Annotated in this window: 14 protein-coding genes; 8 read left to right on the top strand and 6 right to left on the bottom strand. The window is 70.0% G+C overall.

All coding sequences use genetic code 11. The features are described from left to right. Positions 1-57 precede the first annotated feature (57 nt). Genes ACGFJ7_RS30785 through ACGFJ7_RS30765 form a run of 5 tightly spaced genes read right to left on the bottom strand, consistent with a single transcriptional unit; the run spans position 58 to position 4856 of the window. Positions 58-768: an SDR family oxidoreductase gene (locus tag ACGFJ7_RS30785; protein WP_360254838.1), complete on the bottom strand. Its 711-nt coding sequence runs from the start codon at positions 766-768 to the stop codon at positions 58-60. 53 nt (positions 769-821) lie between these two features. Then, positions 822-1295 carry a MarR family transcriptional regulator gene (locus ACGFJ7_RS30780; RefSeq protein WP_392645203.1) on the bottom strand — a complete coding sequence of 158 codons (474 nt, stop codon included), beginning with the start codon at positions 1293-1295 and terminating at the stop codon, positions 822-824. A gap of 8 nt (positions 1296-1303) precedes the next feature. Continuing rightward, positions 1304-2551, bottom strand: a complete 1248-nt coding sequence (locus ACGFJ7_RS30775; protein ID WP_360254842.1) for an NAD(P)/FAD-dependent oxidoreductase — start codon at positions 2549-2551, stop codon at positions 1304-1306. 42 nt (positions 2552-2593) lie between these two features. Beyond that, positions 2594-3271 (bottom strand): DUF899 domain-containing protein, encoded by a 678-nt coding sequence (locus ACGFJ7_RS30770; protein ID WP_392645201.1) that lies wholly within the window; start codon positions 3269-3271, stop codon positions 2594-2596. A 58-nt stretch (positions 3272-3329) separates the two neighbouring features. Continuing rightward, positions 3330-4856 (bottom strand): hypothetical protein, encoded by a 1527-nt coding sequence (locus ACGFJ7_RS30765; protein WP_392645199.1) that lies wholly within the window; start codon positions 4854-4856, stop codon positions 3330-3332. Positions 4857-5059: 203 nt separating this feature from the next. Here ACGFJ7_RS30765 and ACGFJ7_RS30760 point away from each other — a divergent pair, with 203 nt between their 5' ends. The 4 genes from ACGFJ7_RS30760 to ACGFJ7_RS30745 all read left to right on the top strand — a co-directional run bounded on the left by ACGFJ7_RS30760 (position 5060) and on the right by ACGFJ7_RS30745 (position 10007). After that, positions 5060-5443 (top strand): hypothetical protein, encoded by a 384-nt coding sequence (locus ACGFJ7_RS30760; protein WP_392645197.1) that lies wholly within the window; start codon positions 5060-5062, stop codon positions 5441-5443. Next, entirely contained in the window at positions 5436-6923 is a 1488-nt protein-coding gene (locus ACGFJ7_RS30755) for a caspase family protein (protein ID WP_392645196.1), read from the top strand. The genes ACGFJ7_RS30760 and ACGFJ7_RS30755 overlap by 8 nt, the downstream gene beginning before the upstream one ends. Before the next feature lie 52 nt (positions 6924-6975). Beyond that, on the top strand, positions 6976-7884 hold the full coding sequence (locus ACGFJ7_RS30750; RefSeq protein WP_392645194.1) for a TIGR03619 family F420-dependent LLM class oxidoreductase: 909 nt from the start codon (positions 6976-6978) through the stop codon (positions 7882-7884). Between the two features lie 77 nt (positions 7885-7961). Beyond that, entirely contained in the window at positions 7962-10007 is a 2046-nt protein-coding gene (locus ACGFJ7_RS30745) for an NACHT domain-containing protein (protein ID WP_392645192.1), read from the top strand. Positions 10008-12305: 2298 nt separating this feature from the next. On the opposite strand, the gene ACGFJ7_RS30740 is transcribed toward ACGFJ7_RS30745, so the two are convergent. Continuing rightward, positions 12306-13211, bottom strand: a complete 906-nt coding sequence (locus tag ACGFJ7_RS30740; RefSeq protein WP_392645190.1) for an N-acetylglucosamine kinase — start codon at positions 13209-13211, stop codon at positions 12306-12308. An 86-nt stretch (positions 13212-13297) separates the two neighbouring features. Between ACGFJ7_RS30740 and ACGFJ7_RS30735 the strand changes: the two genes are divergently transcribed. From ACGFJ7_RS30735 to ACGFJ7_RS30720, 4 genes are read left to right on the top strand one after another with little or no spacing between them, the layout of a single operon-like run. Further along, complete coding sequence (locus ACGFJ7_RS30735; RefSeq protein ID WP_360254858.1) at positions 13298-14218, top strand: MurR/RpiR family transcriptional regulator; 921 nt, start codon at positions 13298-13300, stop codon at positions 14216-14218. Positions 14219-14234: 16 nt separating this feature from the next. After that, on the top strand, positions 14235-15566 hold the full coding sequence (locus ACGFJ7_RS30730; RefSeq protein WP_392645188.1) for an extracellular solute-binding protein: 1332 nt from the start codon (positions 14235-14237) through the stop codon (positions 15564-15566). A gap of 5 nt (positions 15567-15571) precedes the next feature. After that, positions 15572-16528, top strand: coding sequence for a carbohydrate ABC transporter permease (locus ACGFJ7_RS30725; RefSeq protein WP_392645186.1), 957 nt, complete (start codon positions 15572-15574; stop codon positions 16526-16528). Then, complete coding sequence (locus tag ACGFJ7_RS30720) at positions 16525-17340, top strand: carbohydrate ABC transporter permease (RefSeq protein WP_392645185.1); 816 nt, start codon at positions 16525-16527, stop codon at positions 17338-17340. Before ACGFJ7_RS30725 ends, ACGFJ7_RS30720 begins: the two co-directional genes overlap by 4 nt. Positions 17341-17342: the final 2 nt, after the last annotated feature.

Genomic DNA, 17342 nt, shown 5'->3' with positions numbered 1-17342 from the left:
TCGACTCCGCCGGGGTGCCCGGGCCGCCGGGTTGGCGCGTTGGAGACTCGGCGGTGTTCAGCCGAAAAGGGCGCCGGGGATGTCGGCGTAGAAGAGGGCGGGGTCGGCGGAGAGGGAGGCCTTGACGTTGGCGGTGGGCTTGTCGGCGATCACCTCGAGCTTGCCGGCCTCCAAGCCGTCCAGGGCCTGGGCGATGACCTCGTGGGGCGGGAGCTTGGGGATGTCGTAGCCGGCCATCATGTCGGTGTCGGCGATGGCCAGGGCGAGGGCGGTGACCTGGGTCTTCTGGTCGGCCAGCTCGAGGCGGATGCCGTTGGTGAGGGACCACTCGGCGGCCTTCGAGGCGGCGTAGCCGTTGCTCGACGGGGCGAACGCGTACCAGCTCAGGGCCGAGATGACGTTGAGGATGGCGCCGCCGGCGAGGCGGGGGGCGAAGGCGCGGGTGACGTTGAGGGTGCCCCAGAAGTTGGTGTCGAACTCGCGGCGGATGTTGTCGGTCGACGGGGCGAGCAGTGGGGCGTCGGTGGAGATGCCGGCGTTGTTGATCAGGATGTCGAGGTCGCCCACCTCGGCCGCCGCGGCGTCGATCGAGGCCTGGTCGGTGATGTCCAGGCGCAGCGGGATGGCGCCGGGGATCTCGATGCTGTCGGGGCGGCGGGCGGCGGCGTAGACGGTGGCGGCGCCGCGGGCTACGAGCGCCTCGGCGAAGGCCTTGCCGAGACCGCGGTTGGCGCCGGTGACGAGGACTTTGGCTCCGTTGATCTGCATGCCTTCACGGTAAAACCTCACGCTGACGTCAGAGGCAAGTATTGCGAGATGGGTCACTCGTCGCCGCTGCGGAGCCGGTCCAGTTCGTCGAGGTACATCGCCTGCATGCGGCCGAAATGGCGGACCAGGAGCAGGAGCTCGTCGACGCTGTAGCCCTCGATGAGCCGTTCGGCCCGGCCGGCGAACCGCTCGTACGGCCGCTCCAACTCGGCCGCCCGCTCGGGCCGCAGGGTGACGATAACCCGTCGCCGGTCGGCCGGGTCGCGTTCGGCCGTGACGTAGCCGGCCTGCTGGAGCCGGCGGAGCATGCTGGTGACGGCGCCGGTGGTGAGGTTGGTGCGCTCGGCGACCTGCCCGGCGGTGGCGGAACCGGCGTCGGCCAGGAAATCCAGGCACTCCAGGTCGCTCACGGTCAGGCCGAGCCGGTCGGCGATGGCGTACCGGAACACCATCGACAGCCGTGAGGTCTCCCGTCCGGCGCGCATGAGGTCGGCGATCGCGGACGCACGGGCCGGCTTGTGGGACATGCCCGCAATCATGCCTCCGGTACGGTCACCCGGTGCAGCCGCGGTAGCACGCGGGTCAGCACCCAGTGCGGCGCGGCCGCGCCCCCGGTCAGCCGGCGCATCAGCTTGGCCGCGGTGTCGACGGCGCGGAAGGCGTACGGCACCATCTCGTCCTGATACGCGGTGATCGCGTCCTCCACCGGCGTGCCGTTCGCGCGGGCCTCGACGAGTTTCTGGCCGAGCAGGGCGGCGTCGCGCAGAGCGGTGTTGCCGCCGTGCGCGCCGAAGGGCGGCATGACGTGGACGGCGTCGCCCATCATCGTGGCCCGCGGCACCGCCCATCGGGTCGGGCGGCGGCCGGTGGCGAACGGGTTGAGCACCGTGGCGTCGAGCTCGGCCGTGTCGACCAGCCGCCGGATGAGCGGGTGGAAATCGGCGCTCTTGTGCGCGGCCAGGTCCCGCAGCGCGAGCAGGTTGCCGCGGAGGCCGAGGGGGACCTCGTCTTGGCCGAGCAGCAGACCCCACATGACGTAGTCGTCGCCGATCGGCGCATAGCTGCCGGGGGCCATCCGCGCGAACGCCTCCCGGGGGTCCTCGCCGAACCGCATGGAGGTGAAGAAGAAGGCGCGGCCGGGCTGGTCGGCGATGGCCAGCACCCCGCTGGTCCGTAGCGCGCCCGGAATGACGTCGCGGCCGTCGAACCGCAGGGGCGACCGGCCGTAGACGCCGGCCATCGGGGTGTTCGCCGGGCCCGCGTCCGGCATGAGCTGCTCCCGCAGGGCCGAGCCGACGCCGTCCGCGCCGACGACGACCGACGCCGCGACGGCCCCGCCGTCGGCGAAGCGCAGCCGCAACCCGGCCGGGCCGCCGTCGTCCACCGCGACGGCGGCCTTGCCGTAGTGGATCCGCCCCTCCAGCCCGGACATCAGGATCGAGCGCAGGGTCAGCCGGTCGACCTGGCGGGTCGCGTGCGCCTCCTGCTTGAAGGTGATGACGAAGGCGTCGCGCAGCCCGCTGTCGGTGAAGCGCAGGTGCCCTCCGGGCTCGTCGCCGGTGGCCAGGGCCAGGCGGTACAGCGGGCGCGGCAGACTCTCCCGCAGCGCCTCCAGCCCGTACCGGTCAAGAATGATCCGGTAGCCCTGCTGCCGGACGAAAGGCCCCGGGTCGCGCTCGTAGACGTGCACGTCGATGCCCGCGCGCGTCAGGTATTGGGCGAGGCAGAGGCCGGAGAGCCCGGCACCGGAGATCGCCACGGTGAAGTCGGTCGATATGCCCATCCGGTTATCTTAGTGACTAAGATGATTTGGGCAAGGCCGTCGTCAGGACGCGGGGCCGTACAGGCGGGCGATGTCGGGCGAGTCGAGCCAGCCGCTGTACGCCGGGGCCTGCGGCCATCCCTCAGGCGAGTCCTGCCAGCCCTCCCGGCGGCCGTACGGCAGCACGTCGACCAGGGCGAACGTGTGGGTGAGCTGCTCGACGCCGCGGCCCGACGTGTGCCAGGTGCGGTAGACGGCGTCCCCGTCGCGCAGGAAGACGTTCACCGCGAAGCCGCCGCCGGCCGGGGCGTCGACGTCGGCGCCGAAGGGGCTGTCCGCGGTGGAGTACCAGGTCATCTTGTTGCCGACGCGGTCGGCGTACGCAAGCGCCTCCTCGATCGGGCCCTGAGTGACGATCACGAATCGCGCGTCGTAGTTGTCGAGGAAGCCCAGCCGGGTGAAGACCGAGGTGAAACTCGTGCAGCCACCGCACTGCCACTCGGCGCCCGGATGCCACATGTGGTTGTAGACGATCAGCTGCGACTTTCCGTCGAAGACGTCGGCCAGCCGGACCGGACCGTCCGCCCCGGCCAGGGTGTACTCGGGCATCCGCACCATCGGCAACCGCCGCCTCTGCGCGGCGATCGCGTCGAGTTCGCGGGTGGCCGCCTTCTCGCGGGCGCGCAGCGCGTCCAGTTCCGCACGCCAGGCCGCGTGCTCGACGACAGGAGGCTTCGTCATGGTCAGGTTCCCTTCGAAGAGTTTTCGGTACCTGTCAGACCTGACGGGCCGCCCGAACTCATCGGTGAGCTGTACGGCGGCGCAGCGCCGCGACGACGGCCGCCCCGGCCAGCACGAGGACGATCCCCCAGCCGGCGATCGTGGCCGCGGCGGCGCCGGTGATCGGTAGTCCACCGCCGCCACCGCCGCCGGGGATTTCCGTCACCCTGATCTCGGCGAGGTTGTTGCGCAGGTCGCGGTCGACGCTCTCGCCGTCGGTGAACAGGTCGACCTGGACGAGCCCCTTGTCGTCGTGGACGGCCTCCGCCATCCGTACAGTGAAGGCGAATTTGACCTGTTGCCCCGGCCGCAGCGTCAGCGAGCGCAGGTTGCACGAGTACTCGTCCGGAAGGACGGCGGCCGACGGCGGCGCCGCGTACTCGCCGGCCAGCGAGGTGCAGCGCTCGTCGGCGGTGACGACGGACATCGGTGCGGGCAGGCTCACCCGTACGAAGGCCGCGTTGTTCAGGAAGGGCGGGTAGCGCAACGTTCCGGGGCCCTGATTGACGAACCCGACCGCGATGGTGTGGTTCCCGGCCGTGCCCGGAACGGTCGCGCCGAGCGCCACCACGTCGGTGCGCCGGCCGCCGGTGACGGTCACTGTGGTGGACGAGCCGTTGTCGTCCTTGTCGGTGTCGGCCTGGGGCACCCCGGCGGCGGACACGGAGACCTCCTCGAGCTCGAGGTCGGGCCCGGTGCCCGGCCGCTCGCCCTCGCCGCCCTGCCAGTCCTCCCATTCGGCGGCGGTCAGCCACTGCACCCCGAGCGACGTCTGGCTGCCCGCCACGGCGTCCTTGGGCACGCTGAGCGTGAAAGGCTCGGAGATTCGGTACGTGGCACCCGGGGTCAACCTGGTGTCGAAGGTGCAGACCATGGCGTACCCGTAAACGCAGTTGCCGAAGTTGGTGCCGGCCAGAGCCTCGTCGTCACCGTGGAAAAGGGCGGTCAGCCCGTCGACCGGCGTGGGGCCGCTGTTGCGCACCCGGGGCCGCAGCGTCACGGACCCGCCGGGCGCGACGGTCATGGGCTCGTCGTCGACGGCCGTCAGATCGACACCCTCACCGATGCGGATCGTGGCGGTCTCGGTGGTCGCGGCCCCACCGTCGACGGACGTCGCGACGGACAGGGTGCCGCTGTCGCCGGCCGCCGCGCCCGCCTTGGGAGTGAGGCTGAGCCACAACGGGGAAAGTGTCGAATAGCCGTAGACGCCATCCTCGCCGGGACGCTCGTAGACCCGGTGCGGACCGGGCACCACGCACCGCAGGACAGCCCCGGTGTCGCAATCCGGCCCGACCTCGACCTCGGCCACATTCACCTGGGACGTGTCGAAGGTCAGGGTGACGCTGTCGGCCCAGCCCGCCTCGTCGGCGAACAGGAGCACGGGCAGCCCCTCCTCGACGGTGCCCCCGCCGGCCGCCAGCGTGAGGTTCCGAAGCTGAACCTCACCCTCGACATCGGCCGGGGCCGCCCCGGCCGGCCCGGGAAGCAGCGCCAGCGCCACGGCGACAAGCATGGTCAGGGCAGCAAGACGGCGTGGCCGGATCATCCCCCATGCCTACCAAAAGCCGCAAAGCACCACATGCCGTATGCGGCAATCGGCCCGGCGTTCCGGCGGCACGCCACCGGACCATCAGCCTTTCCATCGCGGCGAATGCACGATTGCGCCGGCCGCGAATTGCGGGTAAATATCCGCTGAAACGGGCGGGTGGGCTGCCGGTGGCATAATTCCCTCGTTCAGAGCGACGCTGGATGGGAGCGGCTTCCTTGGACGTAAGAATGTGGATCAATAGCGATGAAAACGGATCCGCGGCGGCGTTGTTCACCTGGCTCCAGGACGACGAAGTCTCCCGAGAAAGCAAGATCGGCATCGTCCGGGGCGACGCCGCGCACGAGATGTCGGCCGGCTCATTCGAATTGATCACGGCCTTGGTCAGCAACGGGATCGCTCTGGTCAATCTGCTGGTCGCCGTCGCGGCTTGGCGCAACACCCGCCAGACGCCGACATCGGTGCACATCGAGCACGAAGGCACCGTGGTGGTCATCGAGGGTGGCTCGCCCGAACAGGTGGCCGAGCTGGCGGCCCGGCTCGAGAAACCGCCGGGCGCCGCCGGAACCGGGGAGGCCCATGAGTGATGACAGTGTCCTGCCCGACCTCGGCGGCTCGCGGGCCATCCTGGTCGGCGTCGACGCGTACCAGAAACTCGAAGCACTGCCCTCGGTCAGGGAAAATTTGACCCGGCTGGCGTCGCTGTTCCAAGATCCGAGCCGATGGGGACTGCCCGCGTCGAACTGCGTCGAGATCCGCAATCCAGCCGCGAGCGCGGCGGTGTACGACGCGCTGGAGGAAGCGGCGGCCGAGGTGACGGACACCCTGGTCTTCTACTACGCCGGTCACGGGCTGATCGACGCCGACGCGACGGACGACGAGCTCTATCTCGCGCTGCCCGACTCCCGGCCCGACTCCGCCTACCGGACGGGCATGCCGTACAGCTGGATCCGCCGCGAGATTCTCAAGGCGCGGAAGGCCCGCCGCAAAGTCGTCATCCTCGACTGCTGCTACAGCGGGCGCGCCCTGGCCCGGATGGGCTCGCAAACCGGCGACGACGCCATCCGGCGCCTCCTCGACATCGACGGCACCTGCGTGTTGACCGCCTCGGCGCGCACCCGGACGGCCCTCGCCCCACCCGACGAAGATCTCACCGCCTTCACCGGCGTGCTGGTCGAGGCTCTGACCACCGGCATCCCGGATGGTCCGGAACTGCTCGACGTCGAGACCCTTTACCGGTACGCCTGGCAGCGCCTGCTGGCCAAGGAACGCCCGCGTCCGCAGAAGGCGGAAACAGGGCTGGGTGGCCGCATCGCCCTGAGCCGCAATCCGGCTCACCGCGCCTTCCTGGTCCACGAGGTCGCGCGCCTGACATCCGAACGCGATGCGGCGCTCGCCCGCAGCGCCCGCCTCAAAGCCAATCTGGACGATGATCAGAGCGAGCTGGTCAAGAATTTACGTGCGGAAATCACCGCAAACCAGACAGAGCTGAGTGAGCTTCGCAAGGAGCTGGCCGCAAAGCAAGGCTTCGCGGACCAGCTTGAGGACCACGTGGATCGGCTGCGCTCCGAGGCCGCCACTTTACGAGAGAGCCTCGAGTCCGCCCGATCAGACGCCCGCGACCTCGGCAGACAGGCAGACCTGCGCATCGCGGCCATGGCCCGTGACGTACGCGCCGCGCAGGACGCCCGGGCCGTTGCGGAACGGGAGCAGCGGACGGCGGAGGCCGACCGTACGGCGGCCCGATCCGCCCTACTGCAGGTGACCGGCGAACTCGACCGCGCCCGAGCCGGCGAAGCTCGTACCGAGGCTCTCGTCAAGCAACTCCGCGCGGAGATCCTCGACTCCAAGCGGCAGGTGAGGACAGCCACGACGCCGGACCCGCCGAAGCCGGAAAGCGGCTCGGTCACGCCGCCGACGGTTCACGTCGGCGGCCGGTTCGCCGGGCTGGCCGCGTTCTTCTCACGAAAGGGCCGGCGTGCGGTGGCCTGGCTCCTGCTGTTGATCTTTGTGTTCTCGAACGTCATGTACGTGCTCATCGCCTGGAAGGGTTTCCTCAAGCCGTAAGCAGTCGGATTGCCGCTTAACGAGGAGAGGTCCCACACGTAAAGTGACGGGGATGGAACTGGGAATGGCACTGCCGACATCAGGTTCGCTGGCCTCCAAGACCAACATCCTCCGGGTGGCGCGGGAGGCGGAACAGCTCGGGTACGCGGCACTGTGGACGTACGAACGTCTGCTGCGGCCGCTGGCGCCCCTCATGCCCGGCGCGGACGGGAAGCTGCAACGCATCCCCGAGGACTACCGGCTCACGTACGAACCGATCGAGACGCTGTCGTTCGTGGCCGCGGTGACCGAGCGGATCAAGCTGGGCACCAGTATCGTCGACGCCCTGTTCCATCCGCCCGTGGTGCTGGCCCGGCGGTTCGCCACCCTCGACCAGTTCAGTGAGGGCCGGGTCATCGCCGGTCTCGGCCAGGGCTGGATGCCGCAGGAGTTCGCCACCGCCAACGTGCCCCTCAAACGGCGCGGCGCCGGCCTGGACGAGGTCGTCGAGGCCATGCGCGCGTGCTGGGGACCCGACCCGGTCGAATACGCGGGACGCTTCTACGAGATCGAGGCGTCCGAGGTGAACCCCAAACCGGTCCAGCCCCACCTGCCCATCATCATCGGCGCCGCCACCCCCGCCGGCCAGGCCCGGGCGGCACGGATCGCCGACGGCGTCAACCCCAACGCGTTCTCGTACGAACAACTCACCGAGGCCGCCCGCACGTTCCGCGACACCGCCCGCGAGAACGGCCGCGACCCGGCCACCCTGACCGTCACCGCCCGAGCCAACGTCCCGATCACCGCCGACCCCTTGGGCGACGCCCGCCCGTTCCTCGGCGGCTCCCCCACCGAGATCGCCGAAGACCTCAAACGCCTCGAGGGCACCGGCGTCGACCACGTCCTGTTCTACAACCTGGCCCCGGACGGCATCGACAGCCACCTCCGCCTGATCGCCGAACTGAAGTCCCTCGCCGGCTGAAACCGCCCCGTCAGCGATTCCCGTCGATCGTCCGTCTCTCCCGTGGCCGCCCGGCCGCTCATGCGCAATCATGAGGCGTGGGCATACCCCGGCGGGTCAGCGTCACGGCCAAGTGGACGATCTGCGGGGTCGCCGTGGCGGTGTCCCTGGCCGCCTTCCTGCTGAGTCTCGGATTCGGCCCCGCCAATGTGCGCGCCGCCACCGACGCGCTCGCCAGCGCGGGTTCGGCCGTCGTGGGCTTCCTGTCGTTGGTCGTGGCGATCTATTTCGGAGTGCGGGCGCAGACGTCCGCGGCGGCGCCGGCCGACCGCTTGACCGCCGCCGCCGACGTGCTTCGTCATCGGGTCCGCCGGCAGTGGGAGCAGGAAATCGCCACCCGGCGGCTCGAGCATCCCCGGCCACTGCGCCTGCGCTGGATACTCACCGAGCGGCCGGCTGGCGAGACGGCCGCCGTGGTGACCGACGGGCAACTGCTGGAGCCGGCCGACCGGGTACCGGCGGCCGGAATGGTGCGGCAGTTCCGCGCGCTGACCACCCGGCAACTGCTGATTCTCGGCGCGCCGGGCTCAGGCAAGACCACCCTGGCCCTGCTGTTCACCATGGCGGCGCTGGAGCCGGGCGAAAAGGTCCCGGTGCTGCTGCCGTTGGCCGGATGGCGCCCCGACAGACAAGACCTTCGCGGCTGGGCGGCCGAGTGGATCAGCGACACGTATCCGGAGCTGGCCAACGAGCAGAAGTACGGTCCGGACGCCGCCCGGGCGCTGGTCGACCATGACCGTGTACTCCTCGTGCTCGACGGCCTGGACGAAATGCCGCGGGCGCTGCGCGCGGCGGCGGCGCGCAAGCTCGGCGACGTGGCCACCCGCAACGGCTTGAACACTGTGGTGTCCTGCCGGGCGGCCCAGTACGAGGAGATCGAGGCCGAGGTCGGCCGTCTGCCGATGGCCGCCGAGGTCACAATCAGCCCGGTGACGGTCGAGGACGCCATCGAGTTCCTGACCGGCGCCGAGCCGGCCGGCAGCCGCCGGTGGGAGAAGGTCACCCGAATCATGCGGGCCTCGCCGGGCGGCTGGCTCTCCGAGGCGCTGTCGACCCCATTGATGATCGCCTTGGCGCGAGCGGTCTACGGTCCCAGCGCGAGCGACCCGGACGAGCTGACGCATCTGACGTCGCGGGCCGAGGCCGAAAGCCACCTGCTCGACCAGTTCGTCGTCGGCGCCTACGGCGGCCGGGAGAAGGCCCGCGGCCCGGAGCGGTGGCTGGCGACCCTGGCCCGCCATCTGGAACATCGCCTGTTCAGCCCGACCCTGGCCTGGTGGGACCTGCCACGGGCCGTACCGACGGCGGTGATCGTCGGCACGGTGACCTTCGTGATCGGCTTGGTGGGGGCGGTCAGCTGTGCCCTGATCAAGCCGTTCCCGGTTGACGCGGTCGACAACGCCGAGTTGGGTGCCGCCCTCGGCCTGGGTGCGGGCATCGTCTCGGGCCTCGGCGCGGGCCGCAGCCGGGTCCGGCGCGACGTGGACGACATGGCACGGCTTCGCCGCGCCGGCCACGTGCTGGCGACCACAGCCCGCGACGCTCTGGCCGCCGTCGTGCTTGTCACCACCGTCGCCGAGGTCGCCCGGCGCGTCGAGAGCGGCGTGTCCGTCAACCCAGTCGGGATGGTCGCTGACACGATCGACGCCTTCGACCTCGGCGGCTCGGTCGACCCGCTCACGGCAATCGAGGACGCGATCTTCGTCGCGGCCCTGGCGAGCGCGTTCAGCTTGATTAACACCGTGCTGAGCACCTGGCGCAAGGCACTGCCGACCCGGCCCTCATGGAATCTGCGCACCCTGCCGCACAGCTGCTGTCCGGGATCGTCACCGGGCTCGCCCTGGCGGTTCCCGTCGGTGCGCTGGTCGGACTGTTCATCGGTGTCGACGAGCTTGCCACCGATACCAACCCGTGGGTCACCGTCGTGGTCACCGGCGGCCCGCTCGCCCTGTGGACCCTCTTGGCCATCACCGTGGGTATCGGCGTTCCGATCGGCATCGGGCGATGGCTTACCACCCCGTTGGACGATCAGGCGCCGGTCTCACCACGCTCGGTGCTGCGCAGCGACCGCGTCACCTGCCTGACCGTCGCCTTGGCGGCCGGAGTCTCGGCGGGAGCCGGACTCGCGATCGTGCACCGGGTAGATCCCGAACTGCTGGTCTTCTCGGGCCATTGGGGCGGACCGTCCACAGGCCCGGCCGGGTTCGGCGGGCTGGCCGTCTTCGGCTCGGTTCTGCTGGGCGCCGGATCGCCGTGGACGTCGTACACAGTGGCCCGGGCATGGCTGGCGGTCTGGGGACGCCTGCCGTGGCGGCTGATGGGATTCCTCGACGGCGCGCACCAGCGCGGCATCCTGCGGCAGGTGGGACCGGTCTACCAGTTCCGCCACGACCTGGTGCAACGTCACCTGGCCGGTGAACCGAAAGTCCGCCATCGGATGCGGCCCGCTCGGGAGGCACGCGAATTCCAGGACCTCGAGACTCAATCGAGTTCTGAGCGCGCACGGGTCTGGCGCTCACGGGCCGGCACGGCGGTGGCCTGCGTTGTCGTGCCCCTGGTCATCGGCACACTGACCGTGCCGGTGGTTCGCGAACAGGTCACCGGATATATCGAGCGCACGCACAGCACGCAGGCCTACAAGCTCGATCTCGCGGCCGACAGGATCGAGGCGATCGCCCCCGACGACGCCCTGCGACTGCGCATCGCCGGGGCCGAGATCGATCCCGATCCCAGCGCGAAGAACGAACTGGGCACCGTCCTGCAAACGCCGGCCGGTGTACCCCGCATGCGTTCGCCCGGTGTGACGAAGGTCGGACATTGGGCGATCACGAGCGGCGCGGGGCAACCGGCGCGGGCCTGGGACTTGAGCGCCGTCCGGCCTACTTCCATCGTCCTGTCCGCGGGGCCGGCGACCGAGGCAGCGGTCGACGACCGCTTCGCGGTGCTGGCGGTCGACGGTGGTGGCGGCTACCTGATGGTCGACTTCGAAAAAGCGCTGCCGTCCGCGACCGTTCTGTCGGCCGACGTCGAGAAGGTCACCCTTTTACAATCCTTTTGGATGGTCTACAAAGGTGCCGACGGGTTCACCTACGTGTCCGACCTTCGCCGCCCCCGAGCCGCGCCTGTCAAGATCGGGCTGACGGACGACAACAAAACGCTGCCGAACGTCACCGGCGAATGGATCGTCTATCAGCGACCCGGCGGCGACATGGAGGTTCAACGGCTCGACGGGTCCGGTCCGCCACAGCACATAGGCGAGTTCAGCTGGTTGCAGGATCACCCGTTGCGGTCAGCCGGACTGGTGGAGTCCCTGAGCAACGACGTTCCCACGGTTCGGATTCTCAGATCAGGCCGGGACATCGCTCTGGGGGCGCTCGCCACCGACGACGCGAAGCTCGGCTCCGCATGGTTCGCCATCTCCCAGGCCGGCGGCATGGCGGCGCTCTACGAGCAGGGGGCGCGACAGCGCGACATCCCTCTCGGCGACGACGTTGAAGATCTCGTCGAATTGCCGGATGAATCGCTTGCGGTGGTGCACCACTCGGGACTGGTGGATCGGTGGCTGATCGACGAACACACCGCCCGGCCGGCCGAAGAGGAGTTTCTGGCCGGCGTCGACGAGGTAGTGGCCGGCGAAAGTGACCATGTGGTCGCCGCTGTCCGGACCGATGGCAGCATCGCGCTGGTCGACATACGGCCGGATCCGCCCAAGGTCCATGACGTAGGGGCCGTCGGCACCGGCTCCGAGCCCTGGATCGCCCTGACCCGGCAATGGGCTTTCATGGCCGCTGACCATGAGGCACCGACGACGATCCTATGGGACATCGCGAGCGACCCACGAGAGGTCGCCGAGCTTGCCGGCAACCCGATCTCCGGGGAAGCCAGCGAATTCATCGAATCGGATCAGATCGACGCGACGCAATCCTGGGTGTTGCTGGAGCAGCAGGTGAAGGACGACTTCACGGTCGATCTGTGGCATCTCCGCGGAAGGCCGAGGGTCACCTCCCTGGGCGCCCTGTACGACGGTAAGTGGGCCTCGATCACGGGACGCCACGTCGTCTACGCCGACGACCGAGCGGCGACCATCGTGTACGACCTGCCGGACCGGGGCGACACCCCGCAGGAGCGGTCCCGACGGTACTACGTCTCCGCGGTCACTCTCGCGGACGGTGGCGGGTGGGGCCTCATGGAACACGGCACTGCGTCCTGGGACGATTCGGGAACCATGATGTCCGCCCAGCCATTCGAACCACAGCCGCGGCTCCCCGAGAGAGAACCCCGGGATGTGGCCTGCGAGCTGGTCAAGACGCCGCTCAGCCAGAAGCGATGGCAGGAGATCGCGCCGGCCGACGTGCCCTATCGGGAAATATGCCGAAGGAAGCTCAGCTAGGCCGCGAGCCGAGCAGGGTCTCGTGCAGAGCTGTGGGGGTCAGAGGGCTCAGTGGGCGGGCGGCCAGCCAGGCGGCGCCGGCGGCGGGGTCGTGGGCGGTTCGGGGGGTCAGGCCCCGGGACTGCAGGACCTTGAGGACGCCGTCGCGGACGGGGGTGTCGCCGGTCAGGAGGCCGCCGCCCAGGACTACCGGCCCGTCCGCGGCCAGGTTGTCGAGGGTGGCCACCAAGTGGGTCACGGCTTCGTCCACTATGGCCTTCGCGTGAGGGTCGCCTGTGCGGGCCGCGGCGCAGACCAAGGGGGCCAGGTCGCCGATCTCGTTCCAGGGCAGGGACTGGGCCCAGTAGACCATCTCGTCGGCGGTGCCCACGCCGGCTTGGGTGGCGATCCGGGTGGCGAACGGGGCCGACCACGTGCGTACGGCCGTGCGGATCGCTTGCAGGCCGAGCCAGCGGCCTGAGCCCTCGTCGCCCAGCAGCCAGCCCAGGCCGTCCGATGTTCGTTCCACCGCGTCGGCTCGCACCGAGGCCGCGATCGCTCCGGTGCCCGCTATCAGGACCGCGCCGGCCGGGGCGGGGGTGCCCGAGGCGAACGCCGTCACCACGTCGCCGACGAGCGTGACCGGGGCCCGCACGCCCAACGCGGCCAGCGACGGCGCGAACTGGGTGGCCGTGGCCGGGCCGGCGATGCCCAACGTGGCCGCGACCACCGACTCCGGCGGGTGGTCGCCCAAGGCCGCGAGCACCGCGGCGGCCACGGCCGCGGCGGCGTGGGCGGGGCCGGCCGTCAGCGGGTTGCCGGGGCCGGCCAGGCCGCGGCCGACGACGGAGCCGGTGGTGGTGGCGACCACCGCGCGCGACGACGTGCCGCCCGCGTCGACTCCGACCACCAAATTCATGAGCCTGATAGAAGCACAGACAAAAGTTGTTGACTAGTTCACTCTTCGGTCGTAATTTTCATCGGCAACAGCAAACGATGAAAAGGATGACCGACGTGACCGGTGAGAGCGGAGGCCTGCTCGGCCGCCTGCGGATCGAGGGGCCCGGCATGCCGGAGGCTCTGGCCCGGATCGCCGAGGCGATTCTGGCCGACCCGGAGGCGGCCGCCAACGCGAGCATCGTCGACCTGGCCGAGCGGTCCGGCACGTCGACCGCGACGGTCACCCGGTTCAGCCGCACGCTGGGCTTCAAGGGCTACGCCAACCTGCGCGTGGCCGTCGCGACCGAGACCGGCCGGGCCGAGCAGGCCCGGTGGGAGACCGACATCAGCGGCGACATCGCGCCCAGCGATCCGCTGACCGACGTGCTGGGTGTCGTCACCGCCGCCGACACCCGGGCCATCCACGACACCGCCGCCGCGCTCGACATGGCCGCCATCGACCGGGTCGCGGCCGCGATCGCCGGCGCGAAACGGGTCGAGCTGTTCGGCCTGGGCAGCAGCGGCACCTCGGCGCGGGAGATGGCGTTCCGCCTCGAGCGCATCCGGGTGCCGGTGTGGCACCGGCTCGACAGCCACACCGCGCTCACCAACGCCGCCCTGCTGCTCCCGGGTGACGTGGCGATCGGCCTGTCCCACTCGGGCCGCACCCGGGAGGTCATCGAGACCCTGGCCGAGGCCGCCGACCACGGCGCGCTCACGGTCGCGGTCACCAGTTACAGCCGGTCCCCGCTGGCCGAGGTGGCCGACGTCGTCTTCACCACGGCGGTGCAGGAGACCACGTTCCGGCTGGCGGCGCTCGCGGCTCTGCACTCGCAGCTGCTCGTGCTCGACATGATCTACGTCGCCGTCGCCCAGCGCACGTACGAGCGTACGGCCGAGGCCCTGGAATTGACCGTTCGCGCGGTCGACGCCCATCGGCTCCCCGAGAAGAACCCCACCCGCAATCGCGGGAGAAGCAAGCCCTGACCCCTGAGGAGTCACCATGCGGTCCCACCGCTATATCGCGGCCGTCGCCCTGAGCGCCGCCGCCCTTCTGACAGTGAGCGCCTGCAGCAGCGACGGGAACGGCGGTGACAGCGGCGGTGGTACGCCGGGGGCCGTGCCCACGGCCCGCGGCGAGGGCAAGACCCTCACGGTCTGGGTCATGGTCGACGACTACACCGACGAGACCCTGAACGCCATCAACGCGAAGTTCACCGAGGCCACCGGGGCCAAGGTCGATCTCCAGGTGCAGCAGTGGGAGGGCATCACCACCAAGATCAGTACGGCTCTGTCCACGTCGGGCACGCCGGATGTGCTCGACCTCGGCAACACCCAGGTGCCCGGCTTCGCCGCCAACGGTGGCCTGCTCGACCTGACGAAGTACAAGGACGATCTGAAGCAGGGCCGCACCTGGCTGGCCGGTCTGGAGGAGCCAGCGACGGTCGACGGCGCGCTGTACGCCGTGCCCGGCTTCGCCGGCGCCCGCGCGGTCATCTACAACAAGAAGACGTGGGCCGCCGCCGGCGTCACGGCCGCGCCCACCTCGTACACCGAACTCACCGCCGCCCTCGACAAGGTGAAGGCCAAGAACCCGGCCGCCGACTTCTCCCCCTTCTACCTGCCCGGCCAGTACTGGTACGCGGGCCTGCAGTTCCTGTGGGACGCCGGCGGCGACATCGCGACCGACGAGGGCGGCGACTGGAAGGGCGGCTTCTCCACGCCGGCCGGCCAGAAGGGCCTGACCGAGTTCAAGACCTTCCAGAACGCGTACTCCACCGAAGCCTCCCGCACTCTCGACACCGACAAGCCCGACCAGGTCCAGCTGTTCGCCGACGGCAAGACCTCGGCCATCCTGGCCTCCGGCGGCGCGGTCGGCCTGATCCAGAAGGCCAACCCGGCCATCAAGGCCGACGACCTCGGCACCTTCCCGCTGCCCGGCGTCTCGGGCAAGAACCAGCCGGTGATGCTGGGCGGATCGGTCTGGGGCATCGCCACCAAGAGCGACGACCAGGACCTGGCACTGCAGTGGGCGAAGATCGCCGGCAGCCCGGAGACGCAGGACAAGTGGGTCTTCGGCAAGGACGGCTGGATCCCGAACAGCACCGAGGCGATCAAGGCGGCCGAGCCGGCCCTGAAGGAGCAGCAGAGGGCCTTCTTCACCGCGGCCCTGGTGTCCAAGGCGACCCCGGCCGCCGCGCAGTGGCCCACCCTCGAGGGCGACAAGAGCGTCAACCAGGTCTTCTCGGCGGTCGCCTCCGGCGCCAAGACGCCGGAGGTGGCCGGTAAGGAATTCGACGCCCACCTCGGCGAGACTCTCGCCGGCGGTAAGTGACCACCGTGATCACCGACGCGGCCGGCGCCCCGCCGGTCGCGCCGGCCCCTCCCTCGCCGGCGAACGGCCGCAAACGGCGCGACCTCGCCCCACTGTTCCTGCTGAGCCCGGCCGGGCTGGTGCTGGCCGTCGTGACGCTGGCCCCGATCGGGTTCCTGGTCTTCACCTCGTTCACCGACTACAACCAGCGGAGCCTGTTCACCGGCGCCTACCGTTCGGTCGGCCTCGACCAGTACACGGATCTGCTCAGCAGCGGCGCCTTCTGGGCCGCGCTGGTCCGCACGGTGCTGTTCACGGCGGCCATGGTGGCCGGCAGCGTGCTGATCGGCATGGGCGTCTCCCACCTGCTGACCCGCCTGGGGCGCCGGATGCGCTACACCGTCACGGTGGTGCTCATCGTCGCCTGGGCCATGCCGAACGTGGCGTCGTCGCTGGTGTGGAACTGGCTCTTCCAGCCCGGCTACGGCGTCGTCAACTGGGGTCTCGACCAGCTGCGGGTCTTCGGCGACACCACGAGCGCCGACTGGACGCAGGACCCCGCACGGGCGTACGCCGTCATCTGGCTTCTGATCGTCTGGCAGGCCGTGCCGTTCATCGCGCTGACCCTGAACGCGGCCGAGACGCAGGTCCCGCGCGAATATCTGGAGGCGGCCCGGATGGACGGCGCCACCGAGCTCACCGTCTACCGCCTGATCACCCTCACCCATCTACGGCCGACGCTGCTGCTGGTCACCATCCTGTCGGTGATCTGGGACTACAACGTGTTCAACCAGATCTGGCTGATCTCCCGCGGCGGGCCGGGCGACGCCACGTCGACGCTCGGCGTCTACACGTACAAGACGGCGTTCGTCGGCTTCCACATCGGACAGGGCGCGGCCATCTCGGTCGTCACCACGCTGCTGCTGCTCGGCCTGACCGCCCTCTACATCCGCCGGCTGCTCCGATCCGGGGAGGACCTGTGAAACGCGCCGCCAACACGATCGCGATCGTCTTCTGCCTGGTCTGGGCGTTCCCGGTCTACTGGATGGTCAACACCGCCTTCAAGCCGCGCCCGGAGGTGATGACGCCGACGCCGCACTTCGTGCCGGAGCACCCGACCCTCGACAACTTCGTCAACGCGGTCACCCAGGAGCACTTCCTGACCAACCTGCGCAACAGCGTCATCGTGGTGGTGGCGACGGTGCTGGTCTCCATCGTGCTGGGCATCTTCGCGGCGGCGGCGCTGTCCCGGTTCCGGTTCCGGGGGCGGCGGCTGCTCATGGTGGTGATCCTCGCCGTGCAGATGCTGCCCGGGACGGCCCTGCTCATCCCGATGTTCGTCATGTTCAACCAATTGGACCTTCTGGGCACGTACGTGGCCCTGGTGCTCGCCTACGTGGCGACCGTCCTGCCGTTCTCGATCTGGGTGATGCGCGGCTTCTTCGTCACCATCCCGGCCGAGATCGAGGAGGCGGCCCGGATGGACGGCGCGAGCACCTGGCGTGTCCTCACCAGCGTCCTGTTCCCGCTGGTGGCGCCGGGCGTCATCTCGACCGGCATCTTCGCGTTCATCGCGGCCTGGAACGACTACCTGTTCGCGTACACGTTCATGCAGGACCAGAGCCGCTACACCCTGCCGGTCTGGCTGGCCTCGTTCACCAACCCGCACACCGGCACCGACTTCGGCGGCCAGATGGCGGCCTCCGTGCTGTTCTCCGTGCCCGTCGTCGTGTTCTTCCTGATCATCCAGCGCAATCTGGTGGCCGGCATGTCGGCCGGCGCCGTGAAGGGCTAGAC

Source organism: Actinoplanes sp. NPDC048988, assembly GCF_043197815.1.
Classification (GTDB): domain Bacteria; phylum Actinomycetota; class Actinomycetes; order Mycobacteriales; family Micromonosporaceae; genus Actinoplanes.
This window is presented reverse-complemented; position numbering and strand designations above follow the sequence as displayed.